14 protein-coding genes are annotated in these 15,118 nt (G+C 35.4%); 11 read left to right on the top strand and 3 right to left on the bottom strand.

Going from position 1 to position 15,118, the window contains the following annotated elements; genetic code table 11:
• Window positions 1–375: 375 nt before the first annotated feature.
• Genes pncB through YW9_RS0109605 form a run of 3 tightly spaced genes read left to right on the top strand, consistent with a single transcriptional unit; the run spans window position 376 to window position 2,377 of the window.
• Window positions 376–1,563, top strand: coding sequence for a nicotinate phosphoribosyltransferase (gene pncB, locus YW9_RS0109615; RefSeq protein WP_018279958.1), 1,188 nt, complete (start codon window positions 376–378; stop codon window positions 1,561–1,563).
• 4 nt (window positions 1,564–1,567) lie between these two features.
• Entirely contained in the window at window positions 1,568–1,792 is a 225-nt protein-coding gene (locus YW9_RS0109610) for a hypothetical protein (protein WP_018279957.1), read from the top strand.
• 48 nt (window positions 1,793–1,840) lie between these two features.
• On the top strand, window positions 1,841–2,377 hold the full coding sequence (locus YW9_RS0109605) for a Smr/MutS family protein (protein ID WP_018279956.1): 537 nt from the start codon (window positions 1,841–1,843) through the stop codon (window positions 2,375–2,377).
• Between the two features lie 71 nt (window positions 2,378–2,448).
• Here the strand turns inward: YW9_RS0109605 and YW9_RS0109600 are convergent, their stop codons facing one another.
• The gene (locus YW9_RS0109600; protein WP_018279955.1) at window positions 2,449–2,823 is read right to left on the bottom strand and encodes a DUF1573 domain-containing protein; all 375 of its coding nucleotides are present in this window, start codon (window positions 2,821–2,823) and stop codon (window positions 2,449–2,451) included.
• A gap of 224 nt (window positions 2,824–3,047) precedes the next feature.
• Here YW9_RS0109600 and YW9_RS0109595 point away from each other — a divergent pair, with 224 nt between their 5' ends.
• The 6 genes from YW9_RS0109595 (at window position 3,048) to YW9_RS0109560 (ending at window position 10,387) form a co-directional block, all read left to right on the top strand.
• Entirely contained in the window at window positions 3,048–5,681 is a 2,634-nt protein-coding gene (locus tag YW9_RS0109595) for a valine--tRNA ligase (RefSeq protein ID WP_018279954.1), read from the top strand.
• A 250-nt stretch (window positions 5,682–5,931) separates the two neighbouring features.
• The gene (locus YW9_RS0109590) at window positions 5,932–6,513 is read left to right on the top strand and encodes a Crp/Fnr family transcriptional regulator (protein WP_026193948.1); all 582 of its coding nucleotides are present in this window, start codon (window positions 5,932–5,934) and stop codon (window positions 6,511–6,513) included.
• Window positions 6,514–6,577: 64 nt separating this feature from the next.
• Entirely contained in the window at window positions 6,578–7,366 is a 789-nt protein-coding gene (locus YW9_RS0109585; protein WP_018279952.1) for an SDR family NAD(P)-dependent oxidoreductase, read from the top strand.
• Window positions 7,367–8,243: 877 nt separating this feature from the next.
• Entirely contained in the window at window positions 8,244–8,969 is a 726-nt protein-coding gene (locus tag YW9_RS0109570; protein ID WP_018279949.1) for a DUF6261 family protein, read from the top strand.
• 42 nt (window positions 8,970–9,011) lie between these two features.
• Window positions 9,012–9,692: a hypothetical protein gene (locus YW9_RS0109565; protein ID WP_018279948.1), complete on the top strand. Its 681-nt coding sequence runs from the start codon at window positions 9,012–9,014 to the stop codon at window positions 9,690–9,692.
• A gap of 251 nt (window positions 9,693–9,943) precedes the next feature.
• Window positions 9,944–10,387, top strand: a complete 444-nt coding sequence (locus YW9_RS0109560; RefSeq protein WP_018279947.1) for a hypothetical protein — start codon at window positions 9,944–9,946, stop codon at window positions 10,385–10,387.
• A gap of 6 nt (window positions 10,388–10,393) precedes the next feature.
• On the opposite strand, the gene smpB is transcribed toward YW9_RS0109560, so the two are convergent.
• Window positions 10,394–10,849: an SsrA-binding protein SmpB gene (gene smpB / locus YW9_RS0109555; protein WP_018279946.1), complete on the bottom strand. Its 456-nt coding sequence runs from the start codon at window positions 10,847–10,849 to the stop codon at window positions 10,394–10,396.
• 230 nt (window positions 10,850–11,079) lie between these two features.
• Between smpB and YW9_RS0109550 the strand changes: the two genes are divergently transcribed.
• Entirely contained in the window at window positions 11,080–12,057 is a 978-nt protein-coding gene (locus YW9_RS0109550) for a pyruvate dehydrogenase complex E1 component subunit beta (protein ID WP_018279945.1), read from the top strand.
• A 385-nt stretch (window positions 12,058–12,442) separates the two neighbouring features.
• On the top strand, window positions 12,443–13,060 hold the full coding sequence (locus YW9_RS0109545) for a 4'-phosphopantetheinyl transferase family protein (RefSeq protein WP_018279944.1): 618 nt from the start codon (window positions 12,443–12,445) through the stop codon (window positions 13,058–13,060).
• Between the two features lie 67 nt (window positions 13,061–13,127).
• On the opposite strand, the gene gyrB is transcribed toward YW9_RS0109545, so the two are convergent.
• The gene (gene gyrB / locus YW9_RS0109540; RefSeq protein WP_018279943.1) at window positions 13,128–15,080 is read right to left on the bottom strand and encodes a DNA topoisomerase (ATP-hydrolyzing) subunit B; all 1,953 of its coding nucleotides are present in this window, start codon (window positions 15,078–15,080) and stop codon (window positions 13,128–13,130) included.
• Window positions 15,081–15,118 lie beyond the last annotated feature (38 nt).

Raw genomic sequence — 15,118 nt, 5'->3', positions numbered from 1 at the left:
TTTGATTCTTTTAATAGAATTAGTATAGTAATCTTTAATCCACAAAAGTATTTAATTATTTGTTATTCACAAAATATAACATTTTTATCTTAAGAAAGAAATTATAAAAACATAATATTAAAGCTACCTCTAAAACAAAAAATAAAACTACTAAAAATCAAAACTTTAACTAAAAATATCTTTTCCAAATCAATATATTTTTAAAGGTTTTTTATTATTTTATTCATAAAATGTTTTAACTAAAATATCTATTTTATTTAACAAATCACTTCTTATTTTTAACATCATCAGATAATGAAGCACTTACAATCTTTTTGCTTTTATAAATTCTTTTCATACCTTTGCTCTATGTTTAACATTTTTATTTAAAACACAATGTCACAAGAAAATCATCGAGTTTTTAACTCAATTTTAGATAATGACTTTTATAAATTTACAATGCAATGTGCTGTTCTGAAGTTATTTCCTAATACGAAGGGGCGTTATAAGTTTATCAATCGAGGAAAACACGAATTTCCTGAAGGATTTGCTCAGGTGATGCAACAGGCTGTAAATGATATGGCTCACTTGAAATTAACTAAAGATGAGAAAGAATTTCTAAAAGTTAATTGTCCATATTTAAATCCCGCTTACATTGATTTTCTGGAAGGATATCGTTATGACCCAACCGAAGTAAAAATCAAGCAAGATGGAACGAATATTGAAGTTGAAGTTGAAGGATTTTGGTATCGTACCATTCTGTGGGAAGTACCTCTACTTGCAATGATTAGCGAACTTTTTTACAAGCTAACCAAAGCTAAACAGTGGACAGATGAACAAATTATGGAAAATACTATCGAAAAAGTGAGACTCTATGAGGAATTTGGTGTAGTTTTTGCCGAATTTGGTACTCGCCGTAGGCATTCTTACCACGTACACGACATTGTAATGCGAACACTCACAAAATCAAAGAAATATAATTTTTCAGGTTCGAGCAACGTACATATGGCAATGAAATATCAGGTAAAACCTATTGGAACACACGCTCACGAGTGGTTTATGTTCCACGCTGCCGAGTATGGATACAAAATGTCAAACGCGATGTCTCTCGAACACTGGGTTGATGTGTACAGAGGAGATTTAGGAGTCGCTCTTTCAGACACTTACACCACAGATGTTTTTTTCAAACAATTTGATAAAAAGTTCAGCAAATTATTCGATGGCGTTCGTCACGATAGTGGTGACCCTATTGTTTTTGCAGAAAAAACCATAAATCATTATAAAAAATTAGGAATCAATCCGCTATCAAAATATATTATCTTCTCTGATGGGCTAAATACCGAAAAAGTCAAACTAATTACAGAGGCTTGTAAAGGTAAAATCGGTATTTCATTTGGTATCGGAACTAATTTAACCAACGATGTAGGATTACGCCCTATGAATATTGTTATGAAGCTTACGGAAGTACTAACCAGTGATAATGAATGGGTTCCAACTGTAAAACTATCTGACGAACCTAATAAACACACTGGCGAACCACGAATGATTGAACTTGCGAAAGAAATTCTGAGAATTAAAAACTAACGATATGAAACCTGCTTACATTTACATAATTCTTGGAATTTTAGTGGCTTCACTTCGTTTTTGGTTTGAACAATACGACCAATTTTTATTAATCGGCGGAATGGTGCTACTGATGATTGGTATTTATTCTATCTCAAAATCATTGCCTTCCAAAAGAGAAGAAGATTTTCAAGAAAGAATTTTCCCTAAACAGAAAGAAGATGATGATACAGAAGAAAAAAAGAAATAATCAGACAAAACGCATCTTACCTAAAATATTTTTTCATAATTCACAAAAATGGAAATTGGTGATTTAGTAGAAGTTATAGATGATACCATTCAAGGCAAAATTGTTAAAATCAATGAGAGTAAAATAATTATTTTAACTCGTGATGGATTTGAACTTTCATTTGGTAGGTCGGAAATTGTAAAAGTTAAAAAAGAAAATAGCATAAAGATTAACTTTTTTGAAGCAGATGATGATTCGCTATTGAAAAACATTGAAAAGAAGAGAAAAATCATTCCAAAAAAAGAGAAAAAAATCCCTCCAATGGAAGTAGATTTGCACATACATCAATTAGTGCCTTCAACCAAAAATATGACCAATCACGAAATGCTCACACTTCAGATTGAAACTGCGCGAAGGCAATTGGAATTTGCCATTGAAAAACGAATACAGCGAATAGTTTTCATTCACGGCGTTGGCGAAGGTGTTTTACGCACTGAATTAGAATATCTTTTAGGAAGGTATAATGTAAAGTTTTACGATGCTGAGTATAGCAAATATGGCGTTGGAGCTACAGAAGTCTACATTTTTCAAGACAACAAAAAATAATTAAATAAAAAAAGAAATAAGCCACCTTTTACGATGGCTTATTTCTTGTTAAATATAAAATAGTTATGGATTTATTGCTGCACTTCTCCCCTAATTCTCAATGCCTTAACAGGATTTTGTTTTGCATTTGAGGTAACAGTTACCGTTTTGCTGATAGGTCCAACACGTTTTGTATCGTATTTTACCTCAATTTTTCCTTTTGCTCCTGGAGCAACTGGCTCTTTCGTCCAAGAAGGCACTGTACAACCACAACTTGAAGCTACGTTTGTAATTACCAATGGAGCTTTTCCTGTGTTTGTAAATTCAAAAACACGAACCCCATCACTTCCTACTTTTATTTTCCCGTAGTCAATTTCTTCAGTTTTGAAAGTGATTTCAGCAGTTTCTTGTGCGTAAGAAACTAATCCGAAAGTAGCCACAAATAAAAATGTTAAAAACTTTTTCATGGTATAAAAATTAAATAAATTAGTTTATATCTTTCATAACATCAACAATTATGCCAACCTTAGTATTTAATCGTTAATGTTTTCTAAATTCCATAATAAACCTTTCTCAAAAGATATATCTGGAAATAAAATGCGGGTGCAAAATTAATTTTTTTCTTCAAAATAAACAAATATCTTATATTTGCACGATAATTAATTTCAGTAGACAAAAATCAAGCCAAAGTATGGAAATCCCTTCAAAATATTTACCCAATTCGGTAGAAGCCAAATGGTACGAATACTGGATGAAACACAATTTCTTCCACTCAACTCCCGATGAAAGAACGCCTTACACCATTGTAATTCCCCCGCCAAACGTTACGGGAATTTTGCATATGGGGCATATGCTCAATAACACAATTCAAGATGTACTTATCCGCCGTGCAAGGCTAAAAGGCTTCAATGCTTGTTGGGTGCCGGGTACCGACCACGCTTCTATTGCCACCGAAGCCAAAGTAGTGGCAAAACTCAAAGAACAAGGCATCGACAAAGCCAACCTCACGCGTGAGGAATTCCTCAAACACGCTTGGGATTGGACGCATCAGTATGGTGGTGTTATCCTCGAACAACTCAAAAAACTCGGATGTTCGTGCGATTGGGACAGAACCAAATTCACCCTCGATGATGACCTTTATGCTTCAGTGATAAAGGTGTTTGTCGATTTATACAATAAAGGATACATCTATCGCGGATACCGAATGGTCAATTGGGACCCCGAAGCCAAAACCACACTTTCGGATGAAGAGGTTATTTATAAAGAACAGAACGGAAAACTTTTCTACCTGAAATACAAAATAGAAGGTTCAGAGGAATTTTTGATGGTAGCTACCACGCGTCCCGAAACAATTTTCGGCGATATTGCCGTTTGTATCAACCCCAACGATGAACGTTACAAACATCTGAAAGGCAAAAGAGTAATCGTGCCGATTGTTAATCGTGTTGTGCCGATTATCGAAGACGAATACGTGGATATTGAGTTTGGAACAGGAGCCTTGAAAATCACTCCGGCTCACGACAAAAACGACTACGAAATCGGTGAACGCCATAAACTCGAAATCATCGACGCCTTTACCGACGATGCCAAACTGAATCATCACGGATTGCATTACGAAGGAAAAGACCGATTTGTGGTTCGCAAAGAGATAGTTAAAGAACTCGAAGCAAAAGATTTATTGCTGAAAACGGAAGATTACCTTAATAAAGTCGGTACATCGGAGCGTACAGGGGCTGTTATCGAACAACGCCCACTCGACCAATGGTTTTTGAAGATGGAAGATTTGGTAAAACCTGCCATCAGCGGAGTTTTGGAAAGCGAAGAAATCAATTTCTTCCCCAAAAGATATGAAAATACCTATCGTCATTGGATGGAAAACATCCGCGATTGGAACATTTCGCGTCAGCTTTGGTGGGGACAACAAATTCCGGCGTATTATTATGGTAGTGGAAAAGAAGATTTCGTAGTTGCCGAAACCAAAGAAAAAGCATTGGAATTGGCAAAAGCAAAATCTAATAACTATTCCCTAACCACTAATGACTTAAAACAGGACGAAGACGCTCTCGATACGTGGTTCTCTTCGTGGTTGTGGCCAATGAGCGTTTTTGGTGGAATTTTAGACCCTGAAAACGAAGAATACAATTATTATTACCCCACGAGCGACTTGGTTACAGCTCCTGACATCATTTTCTTCTGGGTGGCGAGAATGATTATGGCAGGGTACGAATTCAAAGGGAAAAAACCTTTTACCAATGTCTATTTCACTGGATTGGTTCGTGACAAGCAGGGACGAAAAATGTCTAAATCATTGGGCAATTCGCCCGATGCGTTGAAATTGATTGATGACTTTGGTGCAGACGGCGTTCGTGTGGGGCTTTTATTATCATCCGCAGCAGGAAATGACTTACTTTTCGATGAGGCTCTTTGTCAGCAAGGTAGCGGATTTGCCAACAAGATTTGGAATGCCTTCCGACTCGTGAAAGGTTGGGAAATTTCGGAAGCTAATCAGCCTGAAAACAACCGAATTGCCATCGAATGGTACCAAAATAAATTCCAAAAGGTACTTGCCGAAACCGAAGACGATTTTGCAAAATACAGAATCTCCGATGCCTTGATGAAAATCTACAAATTGGTGTGGGACGACTTCTGTTCGTGGCTCTTGGAGATGGTAAAACCTGCTTACGGACAGCCAATTGACCAAAAAACGTTTGCAGAAATTATTGCCATTTTTGAAGATAACCTCAAATTGTTACATCCGTTTATGCCTTTCATCACGGAGGAAATCTGGCAACATATCACCGAACGAAAACCTCAGGAGGCTCTGGTTGTGGCAAAATATCCTGAAATAACTTCGTTTGATGAGCAGATTTTAGCCGAATTTGAGAACGCTGCCGAAGTAATTTCGGGCATCAGAACCGTGCGAAAAGAGAAAAACATTCCGTTTAAGGAGGAAATGCCACTTTCGGTACTCAACAACGAACAAACGGCAACGACTTTCGATGTGATTATCGCCAAATTGGGGAATTTGTCCGAACTGAAATATGTTAGCCAAAAGGTAGAGGGAGCGATTTCGTTCCGAGTGAAGTCCAACGAGTATTTTATTCCGATGCAGGGCAACATCAATGTAGAGGAAGAAATCAAAAAACTCGAAGAGGAACTCAAATATACGCAAGGCTTTTTGGCTTCGGTGGAGAAAAAACTCTCCAACGAGAAGTTTGTCAGCTCCGCTCCCGAAAAAGTAGTGGAAATGGAACGCAAAAAACAAGCCGACGCACTGGCGAAGATTGAAACCATTCAAGAAAGCCTTAAAAACCTAAGAGGGTAAGGGAAGACCATTTTATAAAGAATAAAGAACGATGTAGGGGCGTATCGAATACGCCCTTTTTCAGATACGATAAGCAGTAGGGACAAAATATATTTTGTCCGTTGCGAGAAAACATATGTTTAAGAGTGTATTTGATATATCACAACATTATCATCCCACAGAAGGGCGAAAGATTTTCGCCCTTTTCCAACAAAAACAAAGGTTCGAAATAAAATATATTTTACCTTTTACACGAAAACACATTTTTTATATGGAGACAGCACATTTAGAAATAATTTCTTTTGTATCGCAAATCATCCCAATTGATGAAACAGCAAAAAGACACATTATAGAAGCATTCGAACCTATTGAAACACCAAAAAATACGCTACTTGAAAGAGAAGGTAAACCGACTCAATTTCTCTATTTTATAAATAAAGGGTTTGTTCGTGTTTATCATATAGATAATGGTGAGGACAGAACTACTCAAATTAATTGTCCCTCAAGATTCATTACTTCTTTTCAAAGCTTTATAACTCATACTCCCGCGTATGATAATGTTCAAACTATAACTGATTGTGAATTGTTACGCATCTCAAAATCAAAGCTTGATGATTTAAACAAAAAAATCAGTCACTGGAATATCTTTCGGGAAAAGTTATACCAAACATCACTAATGTTCAATGAAGAACGAAATAGAGATATGATTTTGCTAAATGCAGAAGGACGTTATAAAAAATTGATGAAAACACAACCTGAAATTCTTAAAAATGTTCCTCTACAATTTATAGCTTCATATATCGGTATAAAACCTGAGAGTTTGAGTAGAATCCGACGCCAACTTATTTCCTAACAAATGTTAAGTGAAATTAGTTTCAAAAATTCTTTCTTTGCATCGTATTAAATAAGATGTAAAAATGAAAAAATTTCACTATCAAACAGCACTTATTACAGGTGCTTCTTCCGGAATTGGAAAAGCTTTCGCTTATGAATTAGCCAAGAAAGGTGTAAACTTGGTTTTAACTGCACGCTCTGAAAATCTTCTTGCTGAAATCACAGTCGATTTATGTAAGAAATATGGTATAAAAGCCCATTACATCATAGCAGACCTTAGTGAAGCGAATACTCCTGAACAAATTTTTAATGAATTGAAGCAAAAAAATATATTCATTGACTTACTTATCAATAATGCAGGTATCGGAAAATGGACAAATTTCTTAGACCAAACTATGACTTCTTACAACGAAATGATTATATTGAATATTAATTCATTAGTTGCATTAACTCATCTTTTACTTCCGAAAATGCTGGCGAATAAACAAGGGGGAATTATAAATATTGCATCAACAGGAGCTTTACAACCCTGCCCGTATATTGCAGTTTATTGCGCAACAAAGGCTTTTGTACTTTCCTTTTCGGAAGCTCTTCACGGAGAATATTTTGAGAAAGGTATCACCGTAACAAGCATTTGCCCAGGAAATACTCAAACCAATTTTGCAAAAACAGCCAACGCTAACACAAAAGGAATGAGTTATGACACTCCTGAAAAGGTAGCCAAAGAAAGTTTAAATGCGTTATTGAAAAGGAAAAATAATAAGATTATAGGATTTAACAACTTTATGCAATCATTTATCCCTCGATTATTGCCAAGAAAGACTGTTATTACTATTGTAAAGAAGATGATGAACAAAAGAGTAAATCCATAGTATTCTAACTAATCAGAAATTATTGTTTTTCGGTAAGTTTCAAATTTTATGTTTCTTATAATTTTATTCTACACTCGTTCAGGATAATCCCGAAATGTCAAAACGTCAGAAAATAACTATCAGGAAAACCCCAATAGTATAAAACAAGTATTACAAGTAATCGGGATAACCCCGAAGTGTCAAAACGTCAGTAAATAGATATCGGGAAAACCCTGATAATAAAAAACAAGTATTTTCAATAATCGGGATGACCCCGAAATATTAAAATAGTTGTTTTAAGTAAAAAATAAAATAATTTATATCATCCTTCGACTGTGCTCAGTATGACAAATGACGTATTTTTGTCACTTCTGTGAGGCTGAGCGTAGTCGATGCCTAAATTCTTACATAAAACATCCCCCTTCCCCCCTTCAAAGGGGGAATTCAGTAGAAAACAATCGTTATAAGTAAATAGTAAAACATTTTATATCATCTTTCGACTTCGTTTAAGAAAACAAGCAACATATTTTTATCAATCCTGTCAGGCTGAGCGGAGTCGAAGCCTAAATTTTCACGTAAAACATCCCCCTTACCCCCTTCGAAGGGGGAATTCAGCAGAAAATTAAATTTCTTTACTCCTACCATAACTAAAATTAAGGAGATATTACCTAAAAATTTCTATACAATACTTTTCCGCCCTATAAATCTCCCTTTAAAGGAGGTAAGGGGGGATGTCCTCTTGAAATGCCTCCCAACTTTTTGACAAAGTCGAAGTCCTTTTTATCTTTTTCTTTCTTCAAAATATAACAAACAAATAGTTAAATGTTAAAAAATTATATTATTTCATTTTTATTTTTACCTTTGTAGAGAATTGAACTCTTAAAATAAACCATTTACTATGAAAAAATTAGATGCACGTGTTCGCACCACTGAAATCGATGATGTTTCTGACCTACTTTTGGTGTTGTATCGCAAAGAAACTGCCTTGCAGGAAGAGGCTTTTTTGAAATCCACTTTTGCTGAAATCGAAACGCTTTCCCACGAAATTACCGAAGCCATCAAACGCGATGTGTCGCTCTCCAAACAGGAAGAAGCCGACTTACGTAGGGATAATTTGGTGCGGTCACTCAATGCGGCATTGCTCGGTTATTGTGCGTTGCCTATCCCTCAGTTGAAAGAAAACGGCGAGAAATTGTTCGCTGTCTTCTCCAAATATGGGGTGAAAATCACGAAAGAGGCGTACGCTGTCGAATCATCGCTTATTGAATCGTTGTTAAAGGATTTGTCTGCCCCCGAGTTGGAGTCGGCAATTGCGTCGCTTCAGGGGATAAAGGAAATCATTTCGCAACTTCGCAATGAACAAACTGCCTTTACTGAGCTTCGTGCCGAGTATGAAAAAAGTATTTCCGAGCAGAAAAACACTCCTTCTGCCTCATCGCTGAAAAAACCGCTGCTCGAAGCCATCAATGGGAAACTCATTCCGTATCTCATCGCAATGAAAATCGCTAACCCTACGCAATATAGTTCCCTTGCCAACGCTGTGGAACAAGTGATTGACACGACCAACACCACCATAAAACGAAGAAACAATCAGGGAAAAGGAGATAGTGAAACTAAAAAGTAACAATATAAAATAATTTTAAAATCAAATTAATTTCTACCACTTATGAAACATTTTTTTACTACACTAACAGCTATTTTATTACTAAGTTCTTGTGCTCCATCGGCTATGTTAATAAACAAAGATGTTTTACCAAATCACATTACGAATTTAGGAAGTCACGAAACGATTTCAATTATTGGTTTTGTTGAGCAAGGAAACAAAATAAGTCCCAATGATTCGTTATCTAAGATTTCTACAAAATTGTTAGATTCAATCATTACTTCGGCAGATAATCCGAGAATTGAAAAATCTTTCTTAGTTGAAGATAATCAAAAAGATACTTTACAAGCTGATATTCTCAAAGTTTTCAATCAAATTACCAAAAGTAAAAAGATTGAAAATGTAAAAACAACTCCACTGATGAATTCTGTTGTAAAGGAAAATAACAAAAGATATGGTTTATGTGTGATAAATTCAGGTTTTGACCGCAGAAAAGGCAATTATGGAGGACAAATAGCCAAAGGAATTGGTATGGGAATTCTAACATTAGGAATGTATACACAAACCCCCATAAAGGCGAATACGTCTTTATTTGCAATGATTTATGATGCTGAAGAGGGGAAAGTCGTGTTTTTTAACAGAACACCTCCCGTTGAAAAGTCTCCAACAAATAGGGAAAACTTAGGTGCGCTTTATAACAAGTTATTTGATGGTTATTTTTACACAACCAAAAAGAAGAAATAATTTCATCAATAACAAACTCCTAAAAAGGTCTAACGGATAGTTTTTCGTTATTTTAGGTATGTAAAATCAGTGAAAACAAATGTATTGGACTAAAATGGATAAAAAGGACGAAAGTATTTTCGTCCTTTTTCGCTTTTGTAAAGAATATTCTTTAATTTTGTTACGGAAAATATGTTTCTGTTGAAATTCAGATTTTGTTAAAAACAAAAATCCTATCTTTGTAGATAAATCAAAAGAACAAAAAACACATTATGAAAAAATTTTTCTTAATTATTGTTGTATTATTCTCATTAAAAGGCTTTTCGCAGGTATACAGCGGAGTTCCGTTAGATGATTTTACAGTCCGTTTGGGTTACAACCACAACGCAAAATCCAAAAATACAGGCTTTTTAGGATTGGGATATGTTAAAGGCGATTCTTTTTTAGCAAGTACAACCCTTTACGGAGGAGTACACTACCTGAAATATGAAGAAAAAGCGAGATTTATTCCCGAAATTGGGGTTGATTTTCATTTGGTTCTTCTATCAGCTGGAGCTTCTCTCAATTCCCAAGCCTTTCAACCAAAAATAGGTCTTAGCCTTCTTTCTATTGCCAACATTACTGCTGGATACAGCATTCCAATCAACAAAGAAAAAATGTTTAAAGGATTCACATTAGGCGTTCATCTTCAAATTCCTGTGCTGAAAAGGAAGTGAGTGTAGTTACCTCATTTTTTTGATTCTGTCCAAGTTTCGTTTGTTGTCTCGCTCTTTAATGGTTTCGCGTTTGTCGTACAATTTTTTACCTCGTACCAAGGCTATTTCAACCTTTGCTAAACCTTTTTCGTTGATGAAAAGTCGTAATGGAACTATTGTCAAACCTGTGGTTTTTACCTCCTTATGAAGTTTTTTGAGTTCTCGTTTTTGAAGTAAGAGTTTTCGTTCGCTTTTGGGTTTGTGATTGTAATACGTTCCGTAAGCATATTCTTCGATAGTCATATTGATTACAAAAAGTTCGCTTTTTTCATTAAACTCGCAAAAACTTTCTGCAATGGAGGCTTTACCCAATCGTATGGATTTTATTTCCGTTCCAACAAGCACAATTCCAGCGAGATACTTATCCAATATCTCATATTCAAACTTAGCTCTTTTATTAAGTATATTGATATTCTTCTGCATAACACAGCAAAAGTAGTAAAAAGAGTGAATAATGAAAAATCAAAAATTAAAAAATTGAATTTTGGGAAAAATCAGCATTCAATACAGAGCAACAAATGATTGTTTTTCAACAATATAAAATATAATTTACAAATATATTTGGATTATATTTCTCAAAAAAATATGAAATTCAATAATTATATGTATTTTTGTGATTTAATTTATTACGATATCAAAATATATTCATAGAAATGAGAACGATACAATTCAGAGAAGCTATCTGCGAGGCTATGAGCGAAGAAATGCGTCGCGATGAATCGATTTATTTGATGGGTGAAGAAGTTGCTGAATACAACGGAGCCTACAAAGCCTCCAAAGGAATGTTAGATGAATTTGGTCCTAAACGCGTGATTGACACTCCTATTGCTGAATTAGGTTTTGCTGGGATTTCGGTTGGTGCTGCAATGAATGGAAGTCGCCCAATTGTGGAGTTTATGACTTTCAACTTCTCTTTGGTTGGGATTGACCAAATTATCAATAATGCTGCAAAAATTCGTCAAATGTCAGGTGGGCAAATCAATATTCCGATTGTTTTCCGTGGACCTACAGCTTCGGCTGGGCAATTGGCTGCAACGCATTCACAAGCTTTCGAAAATTGGTTTGCAAACTGTCCAGGATTAAAAGTTGTTGTTCCTTCTAATCCATACGATGCAAAAGGCTTACTAAAGTCTGCCATCCGTGATAATGACCCTGTTATCTTTATGGAATCGGAGCAAATGTACGGAGATAAAGGCGAAGTTCCTGAAGGAGAATATACTTTACCTTTAGGAGTTGCTGATGTGAAACGCGAAGGAAAAGATGTTACTATCGTTTCTTTCGGTAAAATCATCAAAGAAGCTTTCATCGCCGCCGAAACTTTAGCCAAAGAAGGAATTGAGTGCGAAATTATCGACCTTCGTACAGTTCGTCCAATGGATAGCAAAACTATCTTTGAATCTGTTAAAAAGACGAATCGCTTGGTAGTTTTGGAAGAGGCTTGGCCTTTCGGAAGTGTTTCATCAGAAATTACTTACCAAGTTCAAGAAAATATCTTTGATTATTTAGACGCTCCAATACAACGAATTACCACAGCCGATGTTCCTGCTCCTTATTCACCTGCATTGTTGGAAGAGTGGTTACCTAATGCCAACGACGTGATTAAAGCTGTAAAAAAAGTAATGTATAAATAGTTAAGACTTGCTGAATAAACTTGAAAATCTTTGTAGGAAATAGTTCTTTTCTACAAAGATTTTTTTATTATACATCTAAAAGGAAAATTATTCTTCCAGAAATCATAAAAATTTCTATCAATTGTGTTAATTTTTTAAACAAAATCTAACTCTTTACACTTTCTCAACAACTCTTAAAATTAACCATTTTTAACCAAACTAGCAAGTCAATATTACTAAAAACAAGCAATCCTAAGGCTTTTACCACATATATTTTAACAATACTTTTTTGTTAATTTTTATCTTTTCAATATGATTTCACAAAGTATAAACACCCATACACTATTGCTTTCAACGAAAATTTTGAGTAAATTTGCGTCCGTTTAAACAAAGAGATGATTTAATTATGCCGTTATTTGAGACTATTAATGTAGATGAGAAAACTCGTCTTTATGTTTGGAAAGTGACAGAGTCGCTTAGTGATTTAGCCAAACGAGCCAATTTGACAGGAATTCATCAAACAAAATATGATTCCATCAAGTTCGAAACAGGGAAGAAAAATTTCTTAGCTGTTCGTGAGATTTTAAGCTCTTTAGGATACACTTCAGATGATTTGTTTTATGATGAAAAGGGAAAACCTTACTTGAAAGATGGAAAAAAGATTTCCATTAGCCATTCGTTTGATATGGTCGCTGTCATTATCGGGGAGCGTCAAGTTGGGGTAGACATCGAAAAAAAGAGAGAGAAAATTATCAATGTTGCAAACAAATTCACACAATGGAATTATCGCAATGCGTCGTTTTCTTCTCACAATGTTCTTCAGAAACTAACGATGATTTGGTCGGCTAAAGAAGCTGGTTATAAAATGCACGGGAAACCTGGAATTACAGCAAATCACATTCTAGTAAAAGACTTTTTTCCAAACGACACTGAAACAAAGATTAAAATTAACGATTCTATTTACGATGTTTCTTTTTTGAACATTCAGGAAGAGTTTGTTTTAGCGTATTGTTCAGCTTCTTAAAAAAATAAAAAAGAGAGTTTATAAGAAAACTCTCTTTTTTATTTTATCTATTATACACTCAAATACGTTAAGCATCTATCTTCGCATATTTTGCATTTTTCTCAATAAATTCACGACGTGGCGGAACCTCATCACCCATTAACATTGAAAAGATACGATCTGCCTCACTTGCATTTTCAATAGTTACTTGGCGAAGCGTTCTATGCTCGGGATTCATTGTTGTTTCCCAAAGTTGGTCTGCATTCATTTCTCCCAAACCTTTGTATCTCTGGATATTTGTACCTCCTCCAAATTCCTCTGTTAATCGATCACGCTCTTTATCATTCCAAGCATATTCTTTCTTGTTACCTTTCTTCACTAAATAAAGTGGTGGCGTTGCAATAAAAACATACCCGCTTTCAATTAGTTCTCGCATATATCGGAAAAAGAAAGTCAAAATCAGAGTTGTAATATGCGAACCATCTACATCGGCATCACACATAATCACAACTTTATGGTATCGTAATTTTTCAAGATTCAATGCTTTAATTTCAGGATCATAATATACACCTAAAGCACTATAAATGTTACTTATTTCTTCATTATCAAGGACTTTTACAAAGTTTGTTTTTTCAACATTTAAAATTTTACCTTTCAGAGGCAAAATCGCTTGATAATTTTTATCTCGACCACTTTTAGCTGTTCCTCCCGCAGAATCTCCCTCCACAAGAAATAACTCACATTTTTCAGGGTCTTGTTCTGAACAATCTGATAATTTCCCAGGAAGTCCACCACTACTCATTACGGTTTTTCGTTGCACCATTTCACGTGCCTTTCTTGCTGCCTGACGTGCCTGTGCTGCCAAAATAACCTTTTCTACAATGGCTTTGGCATCGTTTGGATTTTCCTCCAAATAGGCTTCAAGCATATCAGATACTGCTTGTGAAACCGCAGCTGTAACCTCACGATTACCAAGTTTGGTTTTTGTCTGTCCTTCAAACTGAGGCTCAGCAACTTTAACAGAAATGATTGCTGTTAATCCTTCACGGAAATCATCTCCTACAATCTCAATTGGGTTCTTTTTATCTTTACTGGCTTTCTCCAATATTCCTGACTTATCAGCGTAAGACTTTAGTGTACGCGTAAGCCCCATACGAAAACCCTGCAAATGCGTTCCCCCTTCTGAAGTATTGATATTATTCACATACGAATACAGATTTTCATTGAATGAATCGTTGTAAATCATTGCCACTTCCACAGGAATTCCTGCTTTTTCTCCTTCCATCGCAATTACGCGACCGATAATAGCTGGGCGACTCGCATCCAAATATTTAACAAACTCTGTTAATCCATTTTCTGAATAAAACTTCTCAGAAATATAGTTTCCTTTTTCGTCTTTATTTCGTAAATCAGTAAGATTAATTGTTATTCCTTTATTCAAAAATGCCAATTCACGAATACGAGCAGCAAGTGTATCGTATTTATACTCTGTTGTTTGCTGAAAAATCTCAGTATCAGGCAAAAAAGTTACTGTTGTTCCTCGTTTATCAGTATCTCCTACTTGTTTTACAGGATATAACGCTTTTCCGCGAGAATATTCTTGTTGATACACTTTTCCTTCACGAGAAACAGTTGCAGTTAGATGAACTGACAAAGCATTCACACACGAAACCCCTACTCCGTGCAATCCCCCTGATACTTTATAAGACCCTTTGTCAAACTTCCCTCCTGCTCCAATTTTAGTCATTACAACTTCCAAAGCCGAAACACCTTCCTTTTTGTGAATATCTACAGGTATTCCACGTCCATTATCTTCAACTGTAATTGAATTATCTTCATTGATGGTTACCGAAATTGTATCGCAATATCCTGCTAAAGCCTCATCGATAGAGTTATCCAACACCTCATACACCAAATGGTGCAAACCTCGTGTTCCTACGTCTCCAATGTACATCGACGGACGCATCCGTACGTGCTCCATTCCCTCTAATGATTGAATATTATCAGCTGAATACTGGCTTTTGTTTATTTCTTCACTCATAGTTTTTCCCTTATGCTGTTCTAAAAAATAATAGTCTA

The sequence above is a fragment of the Capnocytophaga cynodegmi DSM 19736 genome (assembly GCF_000379185.1).
Taxonomy (GTDB): domain Bacteria; phylum Bacteroidota; class Bacteroidia; order Flavobacteriales; family Flavobacteriaceae; genus Capnocytophaga; species Capnocytophaga cynodegmi.
Note: the sequence above shows the minus strand (reverse complement) of the source record. Positions and strands in the feature narration are given on the sequence as shown.

Excerpts from the sequence above, each read along its gene's own strand:
- YW9_RS0109560 (WP_018279947.1), top strand. The coding sequence starts at position 9,944 with ATGAAAAAATTTTTCTTAATTATTGTTGTATTATTCTCATTAAAAGGC.
- gyrB (WP_018279943.1), bottom strand. The coding sequence starts at position 15,080 with ATGAGTGAAGAAATAAACAAAAGCCAGTATTCAGCTGATAATATTCAA.
- YW9_RS0109610 (WP_018279957.1), top strand. The coding sequence starts at position 1,568 with ATGAAACCTGCTTACATTTACATAATTCTTGGAATTTTAGTGGCTTCA.
- YW9_RS0109570 (WP_018279949.1), top strand. The coding sequence starts at position 8,244 with ATGAAAAAATTAGATGCACGTGTTCGCACCACTGAAATCGATGATGTT.
- YW9_RS0109545 (WP_018279944.1), top strand. The coding sequence starts at position 12,443 with ATGCCGTTATTTGAGACTATTAATGTAGATGAGAAAACTCGTCTTTAT.
- YW9_RS0109605 (WP_018279956.1), top strand. The coding sequence starts at position 1,841 with ATGGAAATTGGTGATTTAGTAGAAGTTATAGATGATACCATTCAAGGC.
- YW9_RS0109595 (WP_018279954.1), top strand. The coding sequence starts at position 3,048 with ATGGAAATCCCTTCAAAATATTTACCCAATTCGGTAGAAGCCAAATGG.
- YW9_RS0109550 (WP_018279945.1), top strand. The coding sequence starts at position 11,080 with ATGAGAACGATACAATTCAGAGAAGCTATCTGCGAGGCTATGAGCGAA.
- YW9_RS0109565 (WP_018279948.1), top strand. The coding sequence starts at position 9,012 with ATGAAACATTTTTTTACTACACTAACAGCTATTTTATTACTAAGTTCT.
- pncB (WP_018279958.1), top strand. The coding sequence starts at position 376 with ATGTCACAAGAAAATCATCGAGTTTTTAACTCAATTTTAGATAATGAC.
- YW9_RS0109585 (WP_018279952.1), top strand. The coding sequence starts at position 6,578 with ATGAAAAAATTTCACTATCAAACAGCACTTATTACAGGTGCTTCTTCC.
- smpB (WP_018279946.1), bottom strand. The coding sequence starts at position 10,849 with ATGCAGAAGAATATCAATATACTTAATAAAAGAGCTAAGTTTGAATAT.
- YW9_RS0109590 (WP_026193948.1), top strand. The coding sequence starts at position 5,932 with ATGGAGACAGCACATTTAGAAATAATTTCTTTTGTATCGCAAATCATC.
- YW9_RS0109600 (WP_018279955.1), bottom strand. The coding sequence starts at position 2,823 with ATGAAAAAGTTTTTAACATTTTTATTTGTGGCTACTTTCGGATTAGTT.